Annotated in this window: 23 protein-coding genes; 13 read left to right on the top strand and 10 right to left on the bottom strand. The window is 60.6% G+C overall.

The window, feature by feature from the left end; translation table 11 throughout:
* Positions 1 to 129: 129 nt before the first annotated feature.
* Both M1D68_RS08495 and M1D68_RS08490 read left to right on the top strand, forming a co-directional pair.
* Positions 130 to 1,023 carry a sensor histidine kinase gene (locus M1D68_RS08495; protein ID WP_434564091.1) on the top strand — a complete coding sequence of 298 codons (894 nt, stop codon included), beginning with the start codon at positions 130 to 132 and terminating at the stop codon, positions 1,021 to 1,023.
* Positions 1,020 to 1,679, top strand: a complete 660-nt coding sequence (locus M1D68_RS08490) for a response regulator (RefSeq protein ID WP_420764768.1) — start codon at positions 1,020 to 1,022, stop codon at positions 1,677 to 1,679. The genes M1D68_RS08495 and M1D68_RS08490 overlap by 4 nt, the downstream gene beginning before the upstream one ends.
* Here the strand turns inward: M1D68_RS08490 and yegS are convergent.
* Positions 1,663 to 2,580 carry a lipid kinase YegS gene (gene yegS, locus M1D68_RS08485; protein ID WP_420764769.1) on the bottom strand — a complete coding sequence of 306 codons (918 nt, stop codon included), beginning with the start codon at positions 2,578 to 2,580 and terminating at the stop codon, positions 1,663 to 1,665. The genes M1D68_RS08490 and yegS overlap by 17 nt on opposite strands.
* Positions 2,581 to 2,928: 348 nt before the next feature.
* Between yegS and M1D68_RS08480 the strand changes: the two genes are divergently transcribed.
* Positions 2,929 to 3,237, top strand: coding sequence for a hypothetical protein (locus M1D68_RS08480; protein WP_457969986.1), 309 nt, complete (start codon positions 2,929 to 2,931; stop codon positions 3,235 to 3,237).
* Between the two features lie 60 nt (positions 3,238 to 3,297).
* Here M1D68_RS08480 and M1D68_RS08475 read toward each other — a convergent pair whose 3' ends face one another.
* Entirely contained in the window at positions 3,298 to 4,485 is a 1,188-nt protein-coding gene (locus M1D68_RS08475) for a molybdopterin molybdotransferase MoeA (protein WP_420764839.1), read from the bottom strand.
* Positions 4,486 to 4,507: 22 nt separating this feature from the next.
* Positions 4,508 to 5,047, bottom strand: a complete 540-nt coding sequence (gene moaB / locus M1D68_RS08470) for a molybdenum cofactor biosynthesis protein B (protein WP_420764771.1) — start codon at positions 5,045 to 5,047, stop codon at positions 4,508 to 4,510.
* A 78-nt stretch (positions 5,048 to 5,125) separates the two neighbouring features.
* On the opposite strand from moaB, the gene mobA reads away from it, so the two are divergent.
* Together mobA and M1D68_RS08460 are read left to right on the top strand one after the other, a co-directional pair.
* Positions 5,126 to 5,728: a molybdenum cofactor guanylyltransferase MobA gene (gene mobA / locus M1D68_RS08465; protein WP_457969984.1), complete on the top strand. Its 603-nt coding sequence runs from the start codon at positions 5,126 to 5,128 to the stop codon at positions 5,726 to 5,728.
* A gap of 75 nt (positions 5,729 to 5,803) precedes the next feature.
* Complete coding sequence (locus tag M1D68_RS08460) at positions 5,804 to 6,025, top strand: YgdI/YgdR family lipoprotein (protein ID WP_039588986.1); 222 nt, start codon at positions 5,804 to 5,806, stop codon at positions 6,023 to 6,025.
* 82 nt (positions 6,026 to 6,107) lie between these two features.
* On the opposite strand, the gene M1D68_RS08455 is transcribed toward M1D68_RS08460, so the two are convergent.
* The 3 genes from M1D68_RS08455 to M1D68_RS08445 form a co-directional block, all read right to left on the bottom strand.
* On the bottom strand, positions 6,108 to 6,998 hold the full coding sequence (locus M1D68_RS08455; RefSeq protein ID WP_457969982.1) for a pseudouridine synthase: 891 nt from the start codon (positions 6,996 to 6,998) through the stop codon (positions 6,108 to 6,110).
* Positions 6,999 to 7,072: 74 nt separating this feature from the next.
* The gene (locus tag M1D68_RS08450) at positions 7,073 to 7,393 is read right to left on the bottom strand and encodes a transcriptional regulator (RefSeq protein ID WP_420764774.1); all 321 of its coding nucleotides are present in this window, start codon (positions 7,391 to 7,393) and stop codon (positions 7,073 to 7,075) included.
* Between the two features lie 90 nt (positions 7,394 to 7,483).
* Positions 7,484 to 7,723 carry a glutaredoxin family protein gene (locus M1D68_RS08445; protein ID WP_420764775.1) on the bottom strand — a complete coding sequence of 80 codons (240 nt, stop codon included), beginning with the start codon at positions 7,721 to 7,723 and terminating at the stop codon, positions 7,484 to 7,486.
* Between the two features lie 191 nt (positions 7,724 to 7,914).
* On the opposite strand from M1D68_RS08445, the gene M1D68_RS08440 reads away from it, so the two are divergent.
* Entirely contained in the window at positions 7,915 to 9,627 is a 1,713-nt protein-coding gene (locus M1D68_RS08440) for a cation:proton antiporter (RefSeq protein ID WP_445571550.1), read from the top strand.
* Positions 9,628 to 9,634: 7 nt separating this feature from the next.
* On the opposite strand, the gene M1D68_RS08435 is transcribed toward M1D68_RS08440, so the two are convergent.
* Complete coding sequence (locus M1D68_RS08435; protein ID WP_434563162.1) at positions 9,635 to 10,843, bottom strand: ammonium transporter; 1,209 nt, start codon at positions 10,841 to 10,843, stop codon at positions 9,635 to 9,637.
* Between the two features lie 340 nt (positions 10,844 to 11,183).
* On the opposite strand from M1D68_RS08435, the gene M1D68_RS08430 reads away from it, so the two are divergent.
* The 4 genes from M1D68_RS08430 to M1D68_RS08415 all read left to right on the top strand — a co-directional run bounded on the left by M1D68_RS08430 (position 11,184) and on the right by M1D68_RS08415 (position 13,701).
* Positions 11,184 to 11,498 (top strand): DUF883 family protein, encoded by a 315-nt coding sequence (locus M1D68_RS08430; RefSeq protein WP_420764778.1) that lies wholly within the window; start codon positions 11,184 to 11,186, stop codon positions 11,496 to 11,498.
* Between the two features lie 2 nt (positions 11,499 to 11,500).
* Positions 11,501 to 11,890, top strand: a complete 390-nt coding sequence (locus M1D68_RS08425; RefSeq protein ID WP_434563160.1) for a phage holin family protein — start codon at positions 11,501 to 11,503, stop codon at positions 11,888 to 11,890.
* Positions 11,887 to 12,222, top strand: coding sequence for a hypothetical protein (locus M1D68_RS08420; RefSeq protein WP_420764780.1), 336 nt, complete (start codon positions 11,887 to 11,889; stop codon positions 12,220 to 12,222). The genes M1D68_RS08425 and M1D68_RS08420 overlap by 4 nt, the downstream gene beginning before the upstream one ends.
* 150 nt (positions 12,223 to 12,372) lie before the next feature.
* Complete coding sequence (locus M1D68_RS08415) at positions 12,373 to 13,701, top strand: deoxyguanosinetriphosphate triphosphohydrolase (RefSeq protein ID WP_434563156.1); 1,329 nt, start codon at positions 12,373 to 12,375, stop codon at positions 13,699 to 13,701.
* Between the two features lie 88 nt (positions 13,702 to 13,789).
* On the opposite strand, the gene M1D68_RS08410 is transcribed toward M1D68_RS08415, so the two are convergent.
* Positions 13,790 to 13,969 carry a hypothetical protein gene (locus M1D68_RS08410; protein ID WP_434650439.1) on the bottom strand — a complete coding sequence of 60 codons (180 nt, stop codon included), beginning with the start codon at positions 13,967 to 13,969 and terminating at the stop codon, positions 13,790 to 13,792.
* A gap of 75 nt (positions 13,970 to 14,044) precedes the next feature.
* Here M1D68_RS08410 and M1D68_RS08405 point away from each other — a divergent pair, with 75 nt between their 5' ends.
* From M1D68_RS08405 to M1D68_RS08395, 3 genes are all read left to right on the top strand, one after another.
* Positions 14,045 to 14,671, top strand: a complete 627-nt coding sequence (locus tag M1D68_RS08405; protein ID WP_420764782.1) for a response regulator — start codon at positions 14,045 to 14,047, stop codon at positions 14,669 to 14,671.
* 11 nt (positions 14,672 to 14,682) lie between these two features.
* Positions 14,683 to 18,303, top strand: a complete 3,621-nt coding sequence (locus tag M1D68_RS08400; RefSeq protein WP_457969979.1) for a transporter substrate-binding domain-containing protein — start codon at positions 14,683 to 14,685, stop codon at positions 18,301 to 18,303.
* Between the two features lie 74 nt (positions 18,304 to 18,377).
* Positions 18,378 to 21,326, top strand: a complete 2,949-nt coding sequence (locus M1D68_RS08395) for an HD domain-containing phosphohydrolase (RefSeq protein ID WP_457969977.1) — start codon at positions 18,378 to 18,380, stop codon at positions 21,324 to 21,326.
* Here the strand turns inward: M1D68_RS08395 and M1D68_RS08390 are convergent, their stop codons facing one another.
* Positions 21,327 to 21,809, bottom strand: coding sequence for a GAF domain-containing protein (locus M1D68_RS08390; protein WP_434563150.1), 483 nt, complete (start codon positions 21,807 to 21,809; stop codon positions 21,327 to 21,329).
* Entirely contained in the window at positions 21,806 to 22,696 is an 891-nt protein-coding gene (locus tag M1D68_RS08385) for an ATP-binding protein (protein ID WP_434563148.1), read from the bottom strand. Before M1D68_RS08385 ends, M1D68_RS08390 begins: the two co-directional genes overlap by 4 nt.
* Positions 22,697 to 22,750: the final 54 nt, after the last annotated feature.

The following is a 22,750-nucleotide window of genomic DNA, read 5'->3' as shown; positions in this document are numbered from 1 at the left end:
CTCGCGTCGTTCGCTTCAACCAGCCGCCGCCAACTGAAGCAATCCCCGACCTGAAACGTTTACCCGACCCGGCCCGTCAGATGCGCTGACCGGCTTGCCCGCAGCGAACACCCATTGGCTCCATCCGCTATGTACGCCAGCTTCAAGTCATTCATTTCCTGGCCACCTTCCCGAGAAAACGCCCGCCGGTTCACGCTGTTGCTGTGCATCTGCTCGACCCTCGGTTGTCTGTTGGCTTACCTGTCGGCCCTCACGGTGCCGTTGAGCTTGCTGGTACTGAATGTCGCAGCCCTTGCCTGTGTCTGGATCCAGTATCGGTTGTCACGAAAATCCATCAAATTCCAGCCGCAGGAACTCGCTGACCGGCTGCTTGAGGTCCAGGAAAACGAGCGCCATCGCCTCAGTCGCGAACTGCACGACGACATTGGCCAATTGCTGACAGCGGCAAAACTGCAGAGCGAATGGCTCAAGCGTCGCATGCCGCAAGAGCTGCAAGGCCAATGCTCCGTGCTCAGCGAGACGCTGGAAGAAACGTTGAACAAGGTGCGCGACGTGTCGGCGATCCTCAATCCAAGGCAACTGACCAGCCTGGGACTCGAAGCCAGCCTGCGCGCGCATCTGCTCAAGACCCTGGCTAATACCCCCGTAAACTGGAGCCTGGATTGCCAGCAACGCATGACGGGTATCCCGGAAGAAATGACAGTGGCGGCTTTTCGGATCACACAGGAAGCGGTCACCAACATCCTGCGCCACGCCCAGGCAAAAAACCTGCTGGTACGCCTGCAACGACTGCCCGAAGGGCTGACGCTGCTCATCAGCGACGACGGCCGGGGCTTTGTCCCCGCCATCCATCCCGCCCGCGAAGGGCAACGCGGCATGGCCGGCATGTCGGAACGGGTCGAACAACTGGGCGGCGCTCTCAAGGTAACCAGCGAGGCCGGCAAAGGCACGCATATCGAAGCTCGCTTTCCCTGGGCGCCTCGCACCCTGGAACGGGCCAGCAAGAATAAGGTTCTCCATTGACTTGTAATTTGCTTCTGGTAGATGACCATTCGCTGATCAGGGCCGGTGTGCGCGCCTTGGTCCTCGACCTGCCTGGCTACGCCGTGGTCGGCGAAGCCAATGACGGCGCCCAACTGTTGGAGCTGGTAGAACGACTGAACCCCGATATCGTGCTGCTGGATATTTCCATGAAAGACACCAGCGGCCTGCAAGCCTTGCAACAGCTCAAGCAGGTCCGCCCCCAGAGCAAGGTGTTGATCCTGTCCATGCACACCGACCCAGAGGTGATCATGCAGGCGCTGGAGTCCGGAGCCCATGGCTATCTGCTCAAGGACGCCACTCCCACCGAGCTGGAGCACGCCCTGGAAGCGCTGCGCAACAACGAACGCTACCTGAGCCCGGCCATCGCCCATACCGTGATCAACCAGGCACTGACCCGGGTGCAGAAACAGCCGCCCCATCCTGCCCCGACCCATAACCTGACGGCGCGTCAGCTGGAGATCCTGCGGCTGATTGTGCGTGGCAAGTCCACCCGGGAAATCGCCAACGGCTTGAGCCTGAGCATCAAGACCGTGGAAACCCACCGCGCCCAGATCATGAAACGCCTGCAGATCCATGACGTGGCGGGCCTGGTGCTGTTTGCGGTGCGCGAGCAGATCATCAGCCTGGACGATTGAGCAATCCGGGGGATCCCAATAGCGGCGAGTCCACCGGCAGATGCACCCGCAGTGCCTTGGGACGCAAGGTAAAACGCAGATCATCGACCTGTAGTGGTTCGCCATCCAGATTGATATCCAGCCCCTGGGCTACCTTGATTTCCACCCAGGGCAAGCGTGCCCGCACGAACATGTTGTCGATACCCAGGCCACCGGCCAGCAGGTCCTTCAGCGTGCTCACCACCTCCTGCGGCGCCGGCAGGATACTGATATCAAGCAGCCCGTCATCGGCCAACGCCTCCGGACACAACATGTGCCCCCCGCCGGCCTGCCGGCCATTGCCTATCCCCAGCGCCAGCAGATCGCCGCGCCATTGGAAACCAGGCCCTTGCAGTTCGCCATAGGCTGCACTCAGCTCACCGAACCTTGAAAGGCCGGTAAATAGATAGGCGGCCCCGCCGAGAATTTTCTTCAAGTCTTCCGAGGTGTTCGCTGTTACCTGGCTACCGAAGCCGCCCGTGGCCATGTTAAGGAAAATCCGCCCGCCGACCTCACCCAGATCGACCGCCCGAGGCTCAACCTCCAGCAAGTCCAGGGCCCGCTCCGGCTCCAGCGGGACACCGGCGGCCCGGGAAAAATCGTTGGCCGTGCCCAGCGGCAGCAATACCAGGCTGGCATCGCCAGAGTGCTGGGCAATGGCCTCGGCAATATCGCGCAAGGTCCCGTCGCCGCCACCGGCAATCAACTGGGTATAACCGGCCGCCAGTGCTTCCTCCACACATCGCCGGGCATCACCAGCTTCCCAAGTCAACCGGACCGCGAGGTCCCAACCCTGTTTGCGCTTGAGCATCACTGCGGCGCGAACCTCTTCGTTGAGCGCTTGCTTGCCATGCAGGATCAATAGCGCCTTGCCTTTGCTCATTGTTGTCTCCGTCATTGGAAAGAAGGTTCAGGAAATGGGACCGCTCATTCACTGGAAAAAGCCCAGCTTCCCTCAATTTATATGAAAAAGCATGGCGTTCGGGCCGATGCCACGAAGATGGGAACAGCCTTCCCATGGCTTTTTCTTATTCAAAGAATTTTCTTACAAGACGTGGCGAATCAGCTCAATTGACCCCCTGGGCATATTGAGACACCTTGGCATTCTGTTGCGTTTAACCGGCAAACGATCATTTAGACAAGGATGTGTCACCCATGGATGGATATGTCACGGCCCGTAGAGGCCCGCTGAATCGCTCGATTAATCATGGCCACAGGGAAGGAACGTCCTATGCGCAGCCATGAATGCAAGGTGTCGCCCCGCCACTTCGTATCCTTCGGGAGCGAGCGGGCCGACGCCAAAAACGAAGGCAAAAGTTGCTGTAATCCCGCTGGAGGAATTGATTTGGAACCGCGCGTCGTTGAACTGGAAACCCACCTCAAGTACATCCGCAGGGACATGGATGAAATTCGTACCGACGTCAAGGCGGTTCGCCACCGACTTGCCTATCTGGCAGGCGCGGCGGCGGTGGTGGTCGGCCTGCTGGGGTGGGTCGCGAACAGCCGTTTCGATCAACTGGTGATGCTACTGTCGCGATGAAGGCAAAACCGCAACGGCCCGAGCCCAGCTCAGGCCGTCACCAATGAATGCGATGCAGGACTAACCCAGCACCTCGCTCAAAGGAATGAAGCCCACTTCATCGCCTTCGACCAAAGTCCGCTCTTCGAGGACCTCGACCAGTCCGTCGGCCCAAGCTGCGCTGCGCAGGACTCCCGAACTCTGGTTGCGATAGATGATTGCTCGACCATTTTCGATGCGGCCTCGCAAGTATTCGCGCCGGCTGCCAGCCTTCGGCCAGGCGAAACCGGCCGGCACCTTGAACTTGAGGGGGGCCACTGACTGAACGCCTTGGCGTCGCAACAGATAAGGCCGAGCCAACAACGCGAAGGTCACCAGCGTCGAAGCAGGGTTCCCGGGCAGGCCTATGACCGGCACGTCGCGAAAATGCCCAAATGTCAGGGGTTTTCCCGGCTTGATGGCAAGTTTCCACAGCGTCAGCTCGCCTTCCTCACGAAGGGCGATGCCCAGGAAGTCAGCCTCCCCCACCGATACACCGCCAGTCGACAGGATCAGGTCGACATCCGACAGTTGGGCCAGGCATTTGCGGGTAGTGGGCAGGTCATCGGGCAGGATACCTGCATCGATAACCTCGCACCCCAGGCGTTGCAGCCAACCACAGAGCAACACGCGATTGCTGTTGTAGATCTGGCCCGGCCCAAGGGGCTGGCCAGGCTCCACCAATTCATCGCCCGTGGACAGGACCGCAACGCGCACCCTGCGCACGACTTCCAACGATGCACATCCCAGGGAGGCCGCCAGCCCAAGCTCAATCGGGCCCAGGCGGGTGCCGGCACAAAGCACCCGTTCGCCAACGGTCGTTTCCTGCCCTTGAGGGCGGATATTCTGCCCGATCGCCAGGGGCTGGATGAACCGCACCCGCTGGTCATCCTCAAGCTCGACGTTTTCCTGCATCTCGACGCAATCGGCGCCGACCGGAATCGGCGCACCAGTGAAGATCCGCGCGCAGGTTCCCGCGACCAGGGGCTCCGGAGCCTGCCCGGCGAAAATCCGCTGGCTGACCACCAGTGGCTCGCCGCGCCAATCGGCCAGGCGTAACGCGTAGCCGTCCATGGCACTGTTGGGCCAAGGCGGCAGGTCGAGCGTCGCCACCAGATCTTCGGCGAGGATCCGCCCCTGCGCTTGCGCCAGTGAAACCCGCTCACGCTCGACGATTGGCGAAGCCGCCGCGCTTTGGAGCAAGCGCTCCAGCGCGACTTCGACGGCCATCAAGGCACCGGTCTTGCCCGGTTTACCCACGGGATTCACAAGGGGCCGCCTGTTTCAAATGGGCTACGAAGTTACACGGCCGGTGCCGCGCATCCAGTTGCTCGGCCAGTATGCCGTCCCATCCGGTGCGCACCGCATTGGTGGAGCCCGGCAAGCAGCACACCAGCGTCCCATTGGCCAGCCCGGCCAGTGCCCGGGATTGAACGGTGGAGGTGCCAATATCCGCCACGGATATCTGCCGGAACAACTCACCGAAACCGTCGACCTGCTTGTCCAACAGACACGCAACGGCCTCTGGAGTACTGTCGCGGCCGGTAAAGCCGGTCCCCCCGGTGATCAGCACCACCTGCACCACCTCGTCGGCAATCCAAGCGGCGACTTGCGCGCGGATCTTGTACAGATCATCTTTGAGCAGCACCCGAGCCGCGAGATTGTGCCCGGCTTCCGAGAGCCGGTCGACGAAGACCTGGCCCGACGTGTCGGTTTCCAGGGTACGGGTATCGCTGACAGTCAGCACCGCGATATTGAGCGGTACGAAAGGTACATCAGCCTTGGGTTTCATAGGCTCGTCCAGTTGTAGGGGAAACAGCCTGGTGTTATATCACAGCGCCCGATTTTTTCGCCCGTGTGGAGACACCTCATGACCTTGAACAATCCCCTGCCGCCCTGCTCCATCCTGCTCCTGGCGGGCGGACGCGGGCACCGGATGGGTGGACAGGATAAAGGGCTGCTGGAGTGGCAAGGCAGCCCATTGATTGCTCATCTGCATCGGCAGACCCGGGCCATGAGCGATGACTTGATCATTTCCTGCAACCGCAACCGGGAGCGTTACGCCGCGTACGCCGATCAGTTGGTGCATGATGACGAGGGTGATTTCCCCGGCCCGCTGGCAGGCATACGGGCGGGCCTGAGGGCGGCACGCCATCCGTATCTGTTGGTGTTGCCATGCGACGTGCCGCGAATCGACACCAGCCTGCTCGAAGGCATGCGGGAAACGGCAAGCCGACACCCGGACAAGCCATTGATGGTTCGTCATGGCGAACATTGGGAGCCGCTGTTGTGCGTCATCCCGCGAGCCTTGGCCAATGACTTCGAACAGGCATGGAAAGAAGGCGAACGCAGCCCCGGCCGGATCATGCGCACGTTGCACGCGGTCCCATTGCAATGCCCGGCCGACGATCCCCGGCTGGCCAATCTCAATACGCCGGAACTCCTTGCCCAGCACAAAGGCGTGTCAGATTGACACTAGCCAGGAACTTGCTCGCGATGTATACGTCTGAAGGTCAGTAACTTGAAGAAATCCTTTCGGAGAAACACCATGACTCAACGGACCCTCGCTACTTTCATGCTCGCGCTGGGCCTCGCCACTCTCGCCGGGTGCGCATCGCCAACAGTGATTACCTTGAATGACGGTCGCGAAATCCAGGCCGTCGACACGCCACATTATGATGAAGACAGCGGCTTCTACGAATTCGAACAATTGGACGGCAAGCAGACTCGCGTGAACAAGGATCAGGTTCGTACCGTTAAAGACCTGTGATCCTCAGCGTCAAAGCCAGATAAAGAAAAGCCCGCAATGGTTATTGCGGGCTTTTTTGTTGCCTGCTCGAACCGTCGGCTCGCTACCACCCCAACGAAATCCGACTTTCAAAGTCCCGTTCCTGCCCCGTAAGCGGATCGATGAAACGCACACCTCGAGCCAGCAGCTTGAGCGGATTGGCAAAGTCATCCACGGCGTCTCGCACCACGTCCGGATAGAACGGATCGTTACAGATAGGCGCGCCCAAGGCGTTCATATGGACCCGTAGCTGATGTTTTTTCCCGGTGACCGGATACAGACCGTAGCGCCATAGGTCCCCGTTTTTTTCAAGCACTTCCATGGCCGTTTCGGTGTTGGGCTCGCCCGCCCCCTCCTGCATGCGAAAAAAGGGTTCGCCATCGACCATCCGACTTTTGTGTACGCGGGGAAACGTCAATCCGGGCAATGCGGGAGCGATGGCTTGGTAGAATTTTTCAATCCGTCGCGTTGGAAACAAGGCTTGATAACGCGAGCGGGTGTCCGGATTGGCTGAAAACAACACCAGCCCGGCGGTGTGCCGATCGATGCGGTGCAAAGGCACCAGATTGGGATTGTCCAGGCGATGAATCAGCCGTCGCAACAAGGTCTGCTCAACGTACTCGCCCGCTGGGGTGACCGGCAGGAAATGTGGTTTGTCCGCCACGACCAGATGTTCGTCGACATACAGAATCGACTCCATCACCGGGATCGGCTTTTCGTCCGGTACTTCCCGAAAGTAATGGACGCGCAAGCCTTCCCGGTATGGCAGGTCGGCGCGGATTGCCTTGCCCTCGGCGTCCAGCACCCGGCCTCGAGCGATGCGATCGAGCCACTGCTCGCGGCTGATCGCCCTGAAGTGATCGCATAGGCAATCCAATACCGTCTGCCAGGGGCCGGGCGGCAGGTAAAGCGTGCTGGCCTGATGCTGAGCTGCGGAAAACGATGGACCGGACATTAAAAAAGTTCTTCAGCCTGTTGCGGACTGGGCATTATCCGACAGTCACACGAGCCAGCCCAGCAATGATTGCCTCATGCAAGGATTGGCGCCGGCCTCGTCGCGGCCTCGGTGAATTCCTTAAGCCAGCGCAGTACCTCGACCGCCTCCCAGCGCCCCGGATCGTACAGCGCATACAACAGCCCCTGATAACCCACCACATCCAGCTGCTTGTGGTAGCCGGCGCGCTGGAACAGCGCCTCGATCTCGGCGAAACATGTGTTGAAGTGAAGTTTATTGAAGGGCGTCTTGCCTTCGGTCACCAGCCCGTCCAGACGCAATTCCAGGACCGCCTCGCGCACAACGTCCACGGACATCCGGTTCACGCTGTTTTTCAGTTGTTCGACATTGACCAAGGGACCCACTCCAGATAACTGTATGGGCATACAGTAACCGAAGAACGTCTTTTCGCCAATCGCGACGTAGGGACCCAGCCGATGGAAGGTTCAACGTAAAAATGCAGCAACCCGGTCTGGATCGTCGAAGGGCCAGTCCAGTTCGGCGCCTGTATCAACCCTGCGCAGCACTGGAATGCGCAGCCCATAGGCTTCGGATAAGGCCTCGCTTTCGGCGATATCCACCAACTCCACCAATAATCCATATTCGACGAAAGGCATCAGCACGCTCTCGGCGACCTCACACAGATGGCAACCCAGGGTGCCGAACAGCTGGCATTCAGGAAGCATGGCAGGTAGACCCAAAAAAGACAGTTCGCCATTCTAGGCCCACCTCACGCAACCGTCGAGCCGGCTAAAATGCCGCAGATTATGTCGGTAAAACGCTGATGCAAATCACTGTGCTGAAATGACTTTCCAGTGATGCTCAAGTTTTTTGCTGTTCTACGCTGGATCCAGCAAGCCCTGAAACGGAGTGTCTCTTGTACGCCAACCTGCTGATCATCCTTGCCTCGTCCCTGGTGGTCATCGCCCTGTTCAGGCGACTGCGCCTGCCGCCGGTACTCGGTTACCTGTGCGTGGGCCTGGCCATCGGGCCCACTGCGCTGGACTGGGTCAACGACAGCGAAGAGCTGCCGGACCTGGCTGAGCTTGGGGTGGTTTTCCTGTTGTTTTCCTTGGGGCTGGAATTCTCGTTATCGAAAATGCTCGAGCTGCGTCGGGTGGTGTTTGGACTTGGCAGCCTCCAGGTCCTGGCTTCTGGGTTGCTATTGGGCGTGCTGCTGGCAAGCAGTGGTGTGCCGATGACGGCGGCCGTGTTGCTTGGTGCCGGGCTGGCCTTGTCGTCTACCGCCATTGTAAGCAAGGAACTGACCAGCCTGGGGGAAATCTTCACCAGCCACGGCCAGAACGCCATCGGCGTGTTGCTGTTCCAGGACGTCGTCGCCGTGTTGCTCCTGACCCTGGTGCCGGTATTTGCCGGCAGCAGCGAACACCCGTGGTATTGGGCGTTGCCGTTGACTCTGGGCAAGACCCTGGTGCTGTTTGGCGGCCTGTTGCTGGCCAGCCGACTATTGCTGCCACGGTTGTTCCATGAGGTGGCTGCCTCCCGGTCCGCCGAACTGTTCGTGCTGCTGGCCCTGGTGATCGTGTTGTTGACGGCATGGCTTACGCACCTGCTCGGCCTCTCCCCCGCCCTGGGAGCATTCCTGGCCGGCATGCTGCTGGGAGAGAGCCACTACCGGCACCAGATCGAGGCCGATATCCGACCGTTCCGCGACATCTTGCTGGGGCTGTTCTTCGTCAGCATTGGCATGCTGATCGACCTGCAATTGTTTGTCGACGATGGCCTGTTGATCCTCGGGCTGACCCTCGCTCTGATGCTCATCAAGGGCAGCGTCGTGGCCGCCCTGGTGAAGTGGCGCGGCAGCGACGGCGAAACCGCCTGGCGCAGCGGCCTCGCCCTGGCCCAGGGCGGTGAATTCTGTTTCGCGCTGATGGCGCTGATGCAACAGAACCGACTCATGCCAGGGGATATCGGCGGCCTGCTATTGGCCGCCACCTTCTGCTCGATGCTGTTGACGCCGCTGTTGCTGCGCGCCGCACCCGGCCTGGCCGCGCGGCTGCACCGCAAACCCAACGAAGAGGCGCAACTGGACCAGATCAGCGCTCTCAATGCCGACTTGTCGAGTCACGTAATCATCTGCGGGTATGGCCGGGTAGGACAATCGATCGGGCGCTTTCTGCGCCGGGAGGGCTTGGCGTTCGTGGCCCTGGATGATGACCCGGTCATCATTCGTGAAGCGTCCGTCGGCGAACGATGCGTGCATTACGGAGACTCACGCAGAGCCGACCTGCTGGCCGCCGTAGGACTGGGTCGCGCAAGGCTGCTGGTCATTGCAGTCGACAAGACGGACATTGCGATGACCGTGCTGAGGGAGGCCCGGCGGGTCAACCCGCAAGTGCCCATCCTCGTGCGCACCCGGGACGACAGCCAACTGGCCGAGTTGCAGGCAGCCGGAGCCACCGAGGTGGTTCCAGAACTGCTGGAATCGAGCCTGATGCTGGCCTCCCATGCGCTGATCATGCTCGGGCTGCCCGAGCAGCGGGTGCGGCACCATGTGGATCAAGTCCGTCACGAGCGCTATGGCTTGCTCCATGGCTTTTATCCCGGCAATCAGGACAAGGAGCCGTAGCACAGGCTCAGTCCTGACTGACCGCTCCGATCTTGTGAATGGACAAATCGGCCCCGTAGTACTCTTCTTCCTGAGTCAGCCGCAAGCCCAGCACCGCCTTGATCACACCGTAGACCGCGAAACCACCGACCAGGGCGATCAACACGCCGAGGGCGGTGCCGACGAACTGGCTGGCGAGGCTTACCCCGCCCAAGCCACCCAAGGCGTCCTGGCCGAAAATCCCGCAGGCGATACCGCCCCAGACGCCGCACAGCCCATGCAGGGGCCAGACGCCCAGCACATCGTCGATTTTCCACTTGCCCTGGGCCGCGGTAAAACACCAGACGAACAGACCGCCAGCAATTGCGCCGGTCACCAGGGCACCCATCGGATGCATCAGGTCGGAGCCGGCGCAGACCGCCACCAATCCGGCCAGCGGGCCGTTGTGCAGGAAACCGGGGTCGTTGCGCCCAACGACCAGCGCCGTCACGGTCCCTCCGACCATCGCCATCAACGAGTTGACCGCCACCAACCCACTCACGCCGGGCAAGGTCTGGGCGCTCATCACGTTGAAGCCGAACCAGCCGACGATGAGAATCCACGACCCCAGTGCCAGGAACGGAATGCTCGAAGGCGCGAAGGCCACCAGACGACCGTCCCGGTAACGCCCGTTTCGCGGTCCGAGCAGGAGCACCGCGGCCAGTGCCAGCCAGCCGCCCATGGCGTGCACCACCACGGAGCCGGCAAAGTCATGGAAGCTGGCGCCAAAGTGCGCTTGCAGCCAAGCCTGGAAACCGAAATTGCCATTCCAGACCAGACCTTCGAAAAACGGATAGACGAACGCCACGATCAGCACCGTGGCGCATAACTGCGGGACGAACCGGGCACGCTCGGCTATCCCGCCAGAGATAATCGCCGGGATCGCGGCGGCGAACGTCAACAAGAAGAAAAACTTCACCAAACTGTAGCCGTGGTCGGCACTGAGAACTGCCGCCGGTTGCAGGAAAGTCACGCCGTAGGAAATCCAATAACCAATGAAGAAATAGGCCAGCGTCGATACCGCGAAATCGCTGAGGATTTTCGACAGCGCGTTCACCTGATTCTTCTGCCGGACCGTTCCTACTTCCAGAAACGCGAACCCGGCATGCATGGCCAGGACCATGACCGCGCCGAGCAGGATGAACAGCGTGTTGGAGCTATGGACCAGACCGTCCACAGCACTTTGCAGATTTTCCATGGTATTGGCAGACCTGAAGAAGTTGAAAAAGCACCGTGATGGTTCATCCCAGCCGGTCATGCACCAAGTTGAGACCGAACGACCGACCATAGGTGGGCAGCCGAACCGCTTTGGTGCATGAAACGCGACAACATGACGCCCCGCTTGGAGGTGCTTCGCCGGTTTTGATTATTTGGGTTAAGGTTTTCGGGCTTTCGCCCAGCTTCAGCGCACCGGCACACCTCAGCGCACCAGCACATGGCAAAGGGCGGAGCAAAAGTTGTACCAGTCAGTTTCACTGAACCTTCCGGTTGGGCTCATACTCGAACGCTTCAGACGTCACTTACGGAGATCCACCCCCATGGCCAGAACCCAGGCAAAGACTGCTCAAGAAACGTTGATGGATGATTTTCAGACGCTGGTCAAAGACACCGAACGATTGCTGGATCACACCGCCACGCTGGCAGGCGACCAGGCGGACGAACTGCGTGGCCAGATCCACGAAACACTGCTGCGCGCCCGCGAAACCCTTAAGTTGACCGAAGATTCAGTGCGTGAGCGCGGCCAGGCAGCCATGATCGCTACCGAAGAATACGTACAGGCCAATCCCTGGCAATCGGTCGGCATCGCGGCGGGCGTAGGCTTTTTGATCGGATTGTTGGCGACACGGCGCTGATTATGGGCATCGACGAATCCGGATCGCCCGAAACGGGCACTAAACCAACAGCGCGTCGCCTGGGCGCGGCATTCCTTGGATTGCTGCACAGCCACGTCGAGTTGTTCGGTATTGAACTGCAGGAACAAAAGGCTCGCACCGTCAGCCTGTTGTTATTCGCGGGGCTGGCATTGGTTTTCGGCCTGCTGTTACTGGTGGGGCTGTCGGCTCTGGTATTGATCCTGGTGTGGGATACCTATCGGTTGGCGGGCATCATCGGCCTGTGCCTGTTCTACCTGCTGGCGGCGCTGTTCTGCGGGCTTCGGCTCAAGGCAGCGATTTTTGATGAGTCCTCGCCTTTCCACGCCACTCTCGAAGAACTCGCCAACGACCGGGAGCGCCTGTTGCCATGAGTCGCCCTAATGCTCCTCAAGCCCGTACGCGGCAGGAAATGCGCAAGGCACTGGTGCGCCTGCGCATGGAGATGCATCGCCAGGAAATTCGTCAGGAAACGCGACAATTGCTGCACCCGTTGCAACGGGTACGCGGATTCACCCAGAGCTGGCACGAAGGGTTCGGCCTCAAGCACGCCTCGCTTTGGGGCGTCGCCGCGGTGAGCCTGCTCGGCTTTCTCGGTGGCAAGCGAACCCGCAGTGGCCGCTCCGGTGGTTTGTCGCGCCTGATCCGACTGGCGACCGCCGTGCTTCCGCTGATCAAACTGGCCAAGAGTGCGCGCAAGCCTTGAGGCGAATCGACGGGCTCTTCCATCGAAGAGCCCTGTTCGACCGTCGACGCAGCAACACTCGGGCACAACTGATCGGGGTCCTGAGCCCTTGCAGGACGGGGCTCGAACCGGGAAGCTAGGACTTCGACTCATCAAACGGAGCAACCGGCTTTGGATTGGCACACCCTGCTGACGCGCGAACGCCTGGGAAAACCGCTGCACAGCCCGGAAGAGCTGGGCCGCAGTCCATTCCACAAAGACCACGATCGCATTATCTTTTCCGGTGCCTTCCGCCGCCTCGGGCGCAAGACGCAGGTGCATCCGGTATCCAGCAACGACCATATCCACACGCGCCTGACCCATTCGCTGGAAGTCAGTTGCGTCGGTCGCTCCCTGGGTATGCGCGTAGGGGAAACCATCCGCGGCGCCCTGCCCGACTGGTGTGAGCCCAGTGATCTGGGCATGGTGGTGCAGTCGGCCTGCCTGGCCCATGACATCGGCAATCCACCGTTCGGCCATTCGGGCGAGGATGCCATCCGCTACTGGTTCCAACAGGCGGCGGGACGGGGCTGGCTTGACGCAATGAGCGAGGCCGAGCGCAACGATTTTCTCAACTTCGAAGGCAATGCCCAGGGGTTCCGCGTCCTTACGCAGCTCGAATACCACCAGTTCGACGGCGGCACCCGCCTGACCTATGCGACCCTCGGCACGTACCTGAAGTATCCTTGGACGGCTCGCCACGCCGATTCCCTGGGCTACAAGAAGCACAAGTTTGGCTGCTACCAGAGCGAACTGCCGTTGCTGGAGCAAATCGCCCATAAACTCGGCCTTCCGCAAATCGAGGATGAGCGCTGGGCAAGGCATCCGCTGGTCTACCTGATGGAAGCCGCGGATGACATCTGCTATGCGCTCATCGACCTGGAGGACGGCGTCGAAATGGACCTGCTGGAGTATCCGCAGGTGGAATCGCTGCTCCTGGACCTGGTGGGTGATGATCTGCCAGAGACGTACCGTCAACTCGGGCCGCTGGATTCGCGACGGCGAAAGCTGGCGATCCTGCGAGGCAAGGCCATCGAGCACCTGACCAACGCGGCCGCACGGGCATTCGTAGAGCAGCAGGAGGCGTTGCTCGCTGGCACGCTGCAAGGCGATTTGGTGGAACACATGCACGGCCCTGCCAAGCGTTGCGTATTAAACGCCAAGGACATGGCCCGCAAGAAAATTTTCCAGGACAAACGAAAGACCCTGAACGAAATCGGCGCCTACACCACGCTGGAGATCCTGCTCAACGGTTTCTGCGGCGCAGCCCTCGAACAACACGGTGGCCGTACGCCGTCGTTCAAGAATCGCCGGATTCTCGACTTGCTGGGCAATAACGCGCCCGATCCTCAAGGTTCACTTCACAGCGCCTTCCTGCGGATGATCGACTTCATCGCCGGCATGACTGACAGCTATGCAAGCGACATGGCACAGGAGATGACCGGCCGCACTCGCCAATAGCAGGCGATTGCAGCCGGCGATCGGTAGGGAAACGCGACCTGGCGCTCGCTTTGCAGCCTGCGCCTGGAGCCTTCCGGTTGTCAGCTCGTCATTTTCTGCCGCTGAAATAACGGCACAGTTTCTTTTCCCCAACTATTAAAAGCGCGGTTTTATATTCAATAAAATGTAAAACATGCCCTCCTCGCTCCACTTGCCTACCTGCCCCCCTAAATACGTCGTGGTATCCCGCTTCTTTTTTTGTAGGAAACTTCTGAAATTGATCGTGCATGCCGGTCTCCCCGCACGAGTTAGCCTTAACTGGGCTAAGGTGCGCGCTTTATAAGAGCTCTAGGGGACTTTATTCATGAACTCCGTTTTCATTGTCGACGATCATCCGGTCATCCGCCTCGCTGTCCGAATGCTGCTGGAGCATGAAGGCTATAAAGTCGTCGGAGAAACTGACAATGGCGTCGACGCGATGCAAATGGTGCGTGAATGCATGCCGGACCTGGTCATCCTCGACATCAGCATTCCGAAACTTGACGGGCTGGAAATTCTTTCGCGCTTCAACGCCATGACCACGCCCCTCAAGACGCTGGTCCTGACGGCTCAATCGCCAACGCTGTTTGGCATTCGCTGCATGCAGTCCGGGGCTTCCGGCTATGTCTGTAAACAGGAAGATCTCAGTGAACTGGTCAGCGCGATCAAAGCCGTATTATCCGGCTACAACTATTTCCCCAGCCAGGCACTTAACCCTGTTCGTCCAGATGATCCACGCAGTTTCGAGTTGGACCTGTTCAAAAGTGTCAACGACCGGGAGTTGATGGTATTGCAACTTTTTGCCCAGGGTCGGACCAACAAGGAAATAGCCAAAGGCATGTTCCTTAGCAATAAAACTGTCAGCACTTATAAAAAACGACTCATGCAAAAACTCAAGGTGAAGTCCCTCGTCGACCTTATCGAAATGGCAAAACGCAACGCACTGGTGTGAGAAACAACAGAATGCTCAAATGCATAAGCCGCTACTTTTTGTTGTTCGCCGCAGGACTCCATGCAGGGCTCCTCCTGGCGACAACGAATCTGCCTCAGGCCTACTCGCTGCTGAGTCGCGCGGCCGCGGATCATATCGAGATCAGGCTCGACGATACCCAGCGCGCCTGGCTCAAGGAACGTCGCGAACTGATCCTGGGAACCTCCGCCCCGGATTATCCGCCTTTCGACCTTTCCAGCAGTGGCCGCGACTACGAAGGAATGACCGCCGATTATGCCGGAGTCATCGCCAAGGCGACCGGCCTGCCAATGACCGTACTGCGGTTCGATTCGCGGGAAGCCGCCATCGCCGCGCTCAAGGCCGGAGAAATCGACCTGCTCGGCACTGCCAACGGGTTCGAAGCGCAGAATTCAGGCGTCGCTCTTTCGGCACACTACGCTGTCGATCAACCGGTGCTGGTCACCCGGACGAATGAAAGCCGCCCGCTGAACGAAGACCTCAAAGGGCTGCGGCTCAGCATGGTCTATCACTACCTGCCGTTGGAGGAGGTCAAACAGCTATACCCCACGGCCCGCATCAACACGTATCCCTCCTACCAGAACGCGATCAATGCCGTTGCCTTCGGCCAGGCCGATGTCTTTCTTGGCGACGCCATCTCCACCCACTACATGATCAGCAAGGGGTACTTGAACAACATCCGCATGGCCAGCTTTGCCAAACACGAGGCACACGGGTTCGGCTTCGCGCTCCGGGAGGACGACACCCGCCTGTTGGACATCGTCAATACCACGCTCAACCAGATCCCTATCGCCGAACAAGCGACAATCGCCAAGCGCTGGAGGGCAGGCAGCGACCTGTACCTCGCCGAACATAAAATCCAGCTGACCGACCGCGAACAGGACTGGCTGGCTCGGCACCCGGTGGTCCGGGTGGCGGTGAACGAAAGATTCGCGCCCTTTACTTTTTTCGACCCAGACGGGGATTTCCACGGCATCAGCGCCGACCTGCTGGAACTGATCCGCCTGCGCAGCGGCTTGCGCCTGGATATCCAGCGTTATCAGGACGATGACGAAATGATCGCCGCGGTCCTCGGCGGCAAAGCCGACGTGATCGCCGCGTTGCTGCCTGGCAGCGAACGACAGAAATCGCTGAAATTCAGCCGTCCCTACATGGACAGCTCGTTTGTATTGCTTACGCGCAAGCAATCCGACACACCGGCGACGCTGGACCAGTTCGGCGCGCGGAGCCTGGCCGTTACCAAAGGCAATCCCATCATCGAATGGCTACGCAGCCAGTATCCAGACCTGCGAATTATCGAAACCGTCGATTCGCAGCATGCCGCCCAGTCGCTCGCCGAGGGTCAAGTCGACGGCAGCGTGAACGCGCTGGTCATGGCCAACTATTTCCTGGCGTCCCATACGCTGCAGGGCAAGCTGCAGATCAGCAGCACCGTCGGCACCCGCGACGCCATGTTCTCCCTGGCCACGTCCAGGAACGCGACGGAGCTGAGCGCCATCCTCGATAAAGCCCTGACCAGCATCGACCCCGATGAACTGGGCGTGATCGACAACCGTTGGCGCGGCTATATCCCGGCCGCGGAAAGCACATGGCGCACCTACAACCGCCTGTTTCTCCAGGTCGTAGCGGGGGCCGGCCTTTTGCTGTTGCTCTCACTGGCCTGGAATGCCTATATGCAACGGCAGATCCGCCAACGCCAGCGGGCGGAACTGGCCCTCAATGACCAGCTCGAGTTCATGCACGCCCTGCTCAACGGCACGCCCCATCCCATTTATGTAAGAGACCGGGACGGGGTCCTGCAAAGTTGCAACGACAGCTACCTGGAGACGTTCGACGCAAGACGCGAAGACGTGATCGGCAAGGACATCATGCCCGGGGCCATGAGCAACGCCTTCGAAGCGCTGGAGTACCAGGCCGATTATCGACGCGTCATGGCCCAGGGCACCGCACAGATCATCGATCGGCCCCTGCACATCGGTGACCGCAAGCTGACGATCTATCACTGGATACTGCCTTACCGTAACTCCGCGGCCCAGGTGCAAGGGATCATCGGCGGCTGGATCGATATCAGCGAACGGCGACAGCTTGTCGAGGATCTGCGAGCCGCCAAGGAACAGGCCGACGACGCCAACCGGGCCAAGAGCACGTTCCTGGCCACCATGAGCCATGAGATCCGCACCCCCATGAATGCCGTGATCGGCATGCTCGAATTGGCGCTCAAGCATGCCGACAAGGGCCAGATGGACCGCGCGGCGATTGAAGTCGCATACGAGTCGGCTTCCGGCATGCTCGACCTGATCGGCGATATCCTCGACATTGCCCGTATCGAATCCGGCCACTTGGGCCTTGCACCCGAACGGGTCGACCTCAAGGCGCTGGTGCAATCGGTCATGCGGGTTTTCGAAGGACTGGCCCGGCAGAAAAACCTGGCGTTGTCGTTGCGATTCGAGCCAACCGAGGGTAACCCGGACGTGCTGATGGACCCGTTGCGATTCAAGCAGGTGATTTCGAACCTCATCAGCAACGCCCTGAAGTTCACCGAGCAAGGTGAAGTGAATGTCAGCGTGAGGCTGTCACGCACGATCGGGGAAGACACCCTTCGAATGCAACTGGACGTGCGCGACAGTGGCATCGGCATCAGCCCCGCCGACCTGCAACGCCTGTTCGAGCCGTTTGCCCAGGTCGACAATGGCAACCGGATGGCCCGCAAGGGCGCTGGGCTGGGCCTGGTGATCAGCCGCCACCTGTGCCAGGTCATGGGCGGTGAATTGCACATGAACAGCCAACCGGGCGCAGGAACCCAGGTCCGGGTTTGCCTGCCCTTGGCCATCCTGCCCGACGCAAAGGCTCGCGCCCCCGTCGCGCCTGTCGTTGAAACAGCCCCCTGCGCGCTGAACGTCCTGGTCGTGGACGATCATCCGGCCAATCGCCTGTTGATGGCGCAACAACTGGACTACCTGGGTCATCACCACCATGTCAGCCATGACGGCGAACAGGGATTCAAGGCCTGGCAGGAGGGGAATTTCGACCTGGTCATCGCCGACTGCAACATGCCGGTCATGAGCGGCTACGAGCTCGCCGGAGCAATCCGTCGACACGAGGCCGAACAACGGCGACCGCCCTGCACCATCCTCGGGTTCACCGCTAATGCACAACCCGAGGAAAAACAACGCTGCAAGGAGGCGGGCATGGACGACTGCCTCTTCAAGCCCATCAGCCTGAGCGCCCTGCATCAGTGGATGAGCACGATCAAACCCGGCGGCCGCGCCCACGCTTTCAACGTTCAAAGCCTGCAGATGCTGACTGGCGGCGACCCTGTCTCCATCCAGCGTCTGCTGGCGGAACTGCTCAGCAGCAATCGCGCAGACCGCCAGGAGCTACTCGACGTCGCCCGAGGGGCAAACCCACAGGCGATCACCGAGACAGCACACAAGATAAAGGGTGTCGCCCGTATCGTGCAGGCAACTTCATTGATCCAGCTGTGCGAGACACTGGAGCAGGCCTGCCAACAAGGGCTCGCGCCGGAACGCATCGATGAATGCACGCATGCCCTGGGCCGGGCGATGAGCGAACTGGAGCAGGCCCTGGAAACAGAGATCGCCAAGGCAAAATAACCGGTGTTTACTATGCTGTTCGCTCAGCAGTGCGTAGCCGGGGGCGATCTCCCCCAACACTTGGAGTGATGGAAATGCCCAGCGCACCGCGTCCGCAAAAACGCCGGTTTCCCCTGCACGTTCATATCAGTGTGATGTTCACGCTGCTCTTGCTGCTGACCGGTGTGGTGCTGGGCGTCTTCAACTATCGGCAAACCACCCAGATCATCCTGTCTGGCAGCGAACAGCTGTTCAATCGAATCGAACAGGACGTGCGCCTGGACCTGTACGACACTTATGAACCGATCCGCCATCTGCTGGGCCTGCTGGCCCACTACCCGGCGACGCGCGAACCGGGGATGGCCCAGCGACTGACGCTCCTCGCCCCCTTCACCCAGGCACTGCGGGACAACCCGAACCTGGCATCGCTGTACCTGGGCGATCGCGACGGCAATTTCCTGATGGTCCGGCCTTTGGGCTCCGAGGCCTCGAAGACGGCGATCAAGGCACCGGCTGCCGCGCGCTACGAGGTCTGGACCATCGAGCGCACGGCTGACCAAGGCCAGGTGCTCTCCCAATCATTGTTCTACGATCAGGCCCTGGCGCTCATCGGTCGCCGCGACAACTCTGGCGAGACCTTCGATCCGCGCAGCCGCGGCTGGTTTCGCAGCGCAATGGACACCTCCGAACAAATCACCACCGAACCCTACGTGTTTTTTTCCAGCCGCAACATCGGCACGACCCTCGCCCGCCGCAGTGGCGATCAGGCCGTCATCGGCGCAGACCTCACCCTGGCCGCCCTCTCCCAGACGCTGGCCAAGCACAAAGTAACCGCCAGTACCGAGATTGTCCTGGCTGATCTGCAAGGCAACGCCGTGGGTTATCCCGACAGCGGCCGGCTGGTGACCGACAGCCAGTCGGCACGCCTGATCAAGGCGCGCGACTTGCACCCGGCCATTGCCGCCGCGCTCGACAACGACACTGATACGCCGCGCCTGGAGGCGGCAGGACGCGAGTGGATCGTTTCTCGCAGCCACATGCAGGAAGGCGGCCCGAAGGGCCTGGAACTGGCGTTGCTGGTTCCGGAAGACGAGCTGCTCGCCGGCGCCTATCGCATGCGCTGGCAAGGCGCGCTGATCACCCTCGCCACCTTGCTGCTGTGCCTGCCCTTGGGCTGGCTGACCTCCAGGATCCTGGTCAAGCCATTGCGGGCCCTGGTGCAAGAGGCCGATGCCATCCGCAGTTTCAATTTCCATTACCCGGTGTCCCGTCGCTCCCCCGTGTTGGAGGTTGACCAACTGGGCGTTTCAATGGCCCGCATGAAGGAAACCCTGGCGAGCTTTTTCGAAATCACCGCCAGCCTGCGCGCCGAAACCCGCTTCGCCCCGCTACTGGAGCGAGTGCTGTTCGAGACCGTGAAAATTGGCCAGGCCCAGGCTGGCCTGATCTACCTGCGCGAAAACGATGGCGAGCACATCAAGCCCTGCGGACTGGTCATCGACGGTTCCCCTCGGGACCCGCAAACCTTCGCCCTGCGAGGTTACTCACTGGACGCTGCGGACAATCCCCAATGGCTTCGCGAGCTGGCCGTCGCGCAAACCCTTGTATCGTCCCTGGGTTTCGAACAGGCGGGCGATTTGCGCAGTGTCCTGCTTGCGCTGGACGCGCCACGGGTACACCTGATCGGCATCCGCCTGTGCAATCGTCACCAGGAAACCGTTGGCGCGCTGGTTCTGCTGATCACCGACACCGGCACCGAAGCGGACCTGGAAAAGCTCCAGCCGGATCGCATCGCCTTCCTGCAGGCCGTGTCCGGCACCGCGACGGTGAGCATCGAAAGCCAGCGCCTGCAAGCCAGGCAAAAACAATTGCTGGACTCGTTCATCCAATTGCTGGCCGGCGCGATCGATGCAAAAAGTCCCTACACCGGCGGCCATTGCCAGCGAGTACCGGCCCTGACGCTGATGCTCGCCCGGGCCGCCGCCGCCAGCCCGGCGCCGGCGTTCGAGAGCTACCGCCCGACCGAAGACGAGTGGGAGGCGCTGCACATCGCGGCCTGGCTACACGACTGTGGCAAGGTCACCACGCCCGAATACGTGGTGGACAAAGCCACCAAGCTGGAAACCCTGAACGACCGTATCCACGAGATCCGTACCCGCTTCGAAGTCCTCAAGCGTGACGCCTGGGTCGACTACTGGCAGGCGCTGGCAACCGGAGGCGAACCCTCATCCCTGGCAGAGCAACGCGACGCGACACTGGCCGCCCTCGACGATGACTTCACCTTTGTTGCACGCTGCAACCTGGGCTCCGAAGCCATGGCCGATGCCGACCTGCAACGCTTGCAAACCATCGCCCGCCGCACATGGACCCGGACCCTGGACGATCGCCTGGGGGTTTCCTGGGAAGAAAACCGCCGCCAGGCGCGCACGCCCAAGCCGACATTGCCCGTGAATGAACCCTTGTTGATGGACAAACCCGAGCATCTGTTCGAGCGGCACGAGGCCGAGTTGATTCCAGAGGACAATCCCTGGGGCTTCCAGCTCGATGTGCCGACCTGGAAATACAACCGCGGCGAACTCTACAACCTCAGCATCACGCGTGGCACGCTGACCCGCGAAGAGCGCTACGTGATCAACCACCACATGGTCCAGACCATCCTGATGCTCAGCCAGTTGCCCTTCCCCAGCCACCTGGAAAATGTTGCGGAAATTGCCGGCGGCCACCACGAGAAAATGGACGGCACCGGCTACCCCAAGCGATTGAAGCGTGAGCAGATGAGCCTGCCGGCTCGAATGATGGCGATTGCCGATATATTCGAAGCCCTGACCGCGGCCGATCGCCCCTATAAAAAAGCCAAGAAGCTGAGCGAAGCCCTGGGCATCATGGCCACCATGTGCCGTGACGCCCATATCGATCCCGAGCTGTTCGGGCTGTTCATCGAAGAAAGAATCTACCTGCGCTACGCCGAGGCGTTTCTCGACCCGCTCCAGATCGATGAAGTCGACCCGGGCGACCTATTGCTCAGGGCTGGATTGAAAGCATGATCAGCAATCGGTCAGGCGCAGGAATATCGCCGCCAACTGTTCGATACCGGCCTGGTCATGCTCGCTGAAGCGCGCCAGTTTGGGACTGTCCAGGTCCAGCACGCCGACCAGGCGCCCGTCCTTGACCAGCGGCACCACCAACTCGCTGTTCGAGGCGCTGTCGCAGGCGATATGCCCGGGGAACGCATGCACGTCCTCGACGCGCTGGGTCTGGCGGGTCGCCGCAGCGGCGCCACACACGCCGCGACCGAAGGGAATCCTTACACAAGCGATCTGCCCCTGGAACGGCCCCAGCACCAGCTCATCGTTGCGATTGAGGTAAAAACCGGCCCAGTTGAGGTCGTCCAGCTGACTGAACAGGAACGCCGAGAACTGAGCGGCGTTGGCGATGAAATCGCGCTCATCCGCCAGCAGCGATTGCAACTGTGCCGATAACAAGCCATAGCCTTCGAGGCCTTCGCCAGTGCTTTTCAAATCGATCATGCATCTTGCTCCAGCAATTTCAGGCCCACCCAATAACGGGCAAATTGATAGGCGCAACGTCCGTTGCGATTGCCGCGTCCGGTCGCCCAGCGAACCGCTTGTATTTCCAGCGCCTCGTCACGCTGCCAGGCCAGCCCGGCCTTCGCCGCGAGCTCGCCGATCCAATGCTCCACCACGTCGAGAAAATGCTCTTGGGTGAACGGATAAAACGACAGCCAAAGCCCGAAACGGTCAGACAAGGCAATCTTGTCCTCCACGGCTTCGCTCGGATGAAGCTCGCCGTCGACCCGCTTCCAGTTCTCGTTGTCGCTTTCCTTTTCCGGCACCAGATGACGACGGTTCGAGGTGGCATACAGCAGCACGTTGTCCGGGGCCTGTTCGAGGGATCCGTCGAGCACGCTCTTGAGTACGCGGTAGTCACCTTCGCCGGACTCGAACGACAAGTCATCGCAGAACACCACGAAGCGCTGGGGCAATTTCGCCACTTGCTCGACCACCCGAGGCAGATCGGCCAGATGATCGCGTTCGATCTCGATCAAGCGCAGGCCCTGGCCAGCATGTTCGGCCAGCAACGCACGTACCAGCGAAGACTTGCCCGTGCCGCGCGAGCCCCACAGCAAGGCGTGGTTGGCAGGCATGCCATCGATGAACTGCCGGGTGTTGCGCCCCAACTGTTCGACCTGGCGATCAACGCCGATCAGGTCCGACAAGCGCATATCGAGGCTGACCTGGAGCGGCAGGAGAAAACCGCCGCGCCCGTCGCGCTGCCAACGGGCGGCCAGGGTCTGGTTCCAGTCGATGGCGGGCCGTGGCGCAGGCAAAAAGGGCTCGATACGGGTCAGCACCGCATCGGCGCGTTCAAGAAAAGCGATCAATCGGGCGTCCACGTCTTCTCCTCGGACAGGTTCACGGTAATGATGACGCTACAGCGACGAAACGAC

It is taken from the genome of Pseudomonas sp. R4-84, from assembly GCF_054130985.1.
The sequence above is the reverse complement of the archived record's forward strand: the minus strand, read 5'-3'. Positions and strand labels throughout refer to the sequence as shown.

What these genes read in the sequence shown, in the direction of transcription:
- yegS (WP_420764769.1), bottom strand. Translation starts at nt 2,580, where the DNA reads ATGAGCAAAGGCAAGGCGCTATTGATCCTGCATGGCAAGCAAGCGCTC.
- M1D68_RS08475 (WP_420764839.1), bottom strand. Translation starts at nt 4,485, where the DNA reads ATGGCCGTCGAAGTCGCGCTGGAGCGCTTGCTCCAAAGCGCGGCGGCT.
- M1D68_RS08405 (WP_420764782.1), top strand. Translation starts at nt 14,045, where the DNA reads ATGAACTCCGTTTTCATTGTCGACGATCATCCGGTCATCCGCCTCGCT.
- M1D68_RS08480 (WP_457969986.1), top strand. Translation starts at nt 2,929, where the DNA reads ATGCGCAGCCATGAATGCAAGGTGTCGCCCCGCCACTTCGTATCCTTC.
- M1D68_RS08390 (WP_434563150.1), bottom strand. Translation starts at nt 21,809, where the DNA reads ATGATCGATTTGAAAAGCACTGGCGAAGGCCTCGAAGGCTATGGCTTG.
- M1D68_RS08445 (WP_420764775.1), bottom strand. Translation starts at nt 7,723, where the DNA reads ATGCTTCCTGAATGCCAGCTGTTCGGCACCCTGGGTTGCCATCTGTGT.
- M1D68_RS08495 (WP_434564091.1), top strand. Translation starts at nt 130, where the DNA reads ATGTACGCCAGCTTCAAGTCATTCATTTCCTGGCCACCTTCCCGAGAA.
- M1D68_RS08460 (WP_039588986.1), top strand. Translation starts at nt 5,804, where the DNA reads ATGACTCAACGGACCCTCGCTACTTTCATGCTCGCGCTGGGCCTCGCC.
- M1D68_RS08395 (WP_457969977.1), top strand. Translation starts at nt 18,378, where the DNA reads ATGCCCAGCGCACCGCGTCCGCAAAAACGCCGGTTTCCCCTGCACGTT.
- moaB (WP_420764771.1), bottom strand. Translation starts at nt 5,047, where the DNA reads ATGAAACCCAAGGCTGATGTACCTTTCGTACCGCTCAATATCGCGGTG.
- M1D68_RS08425 (WP_434563160.1), top strand. Translation starts at nt 11,501, where the DNA reads ATGGGCATCGACGAATCCGGATCGCCCGAAACGGGCACTAAACCAACA.
- M1D68_RS08410 (WP_434650439.1), bottom strand. Translation starts at nt 13,969, where the DNA reads ATGCACGATCAATTTCAGAAGTTTCCTACAAAAAAAGAAGCGGGATAC.
- M1D68_RS08420 (WP_420764780.1), top strand. Translation starts at nt 11,887, where the DNA reads ATGAGTCGCCCTAATGCTCCTCAAGCCCGTACGCGGCAGGAAATGCGC.
- mobA (WP_457969984.1), top strand. Translation starts at nt 5,126, where the DNA reads ATGACCTTGAACAATCCCCTGCCGCCCTGCTCCATCCTGCTCCTGGCG.
- M1D68_RS08400 (WP_457969979.1), top strand. Translation starts at nt 14,683, where the DNA reads ATGCTCAAATGCATAAGCCGCTACTTTTTGTTGTTCGCCGCAGGACTC.
- M1D68_RS08435 (WP_434563162.1), bottom strand. Translation starts at nt 10,843, where the DNA reads ATGGAAAATCTGCAAAGTGCTGTGGACGGTCTGGTCCATAGCTCCAAC.
- M1D68_RS08430 (WP_420764778.1), top strand. Translation starts at nt 11,184, where the DNA reads ATGGCCAGAACCCAGGCAAAGACTGCTCAAGAAACGTTGATGGATGAT.
- M1D68_RS08455 (WP_457969982.1), bottom strand. Translation starts at nt 6,998, where the DNA reads ATGTCCGGTCCATCGTTTTCCGCAGCTCAGCATCAGGCCAGCACGCTT.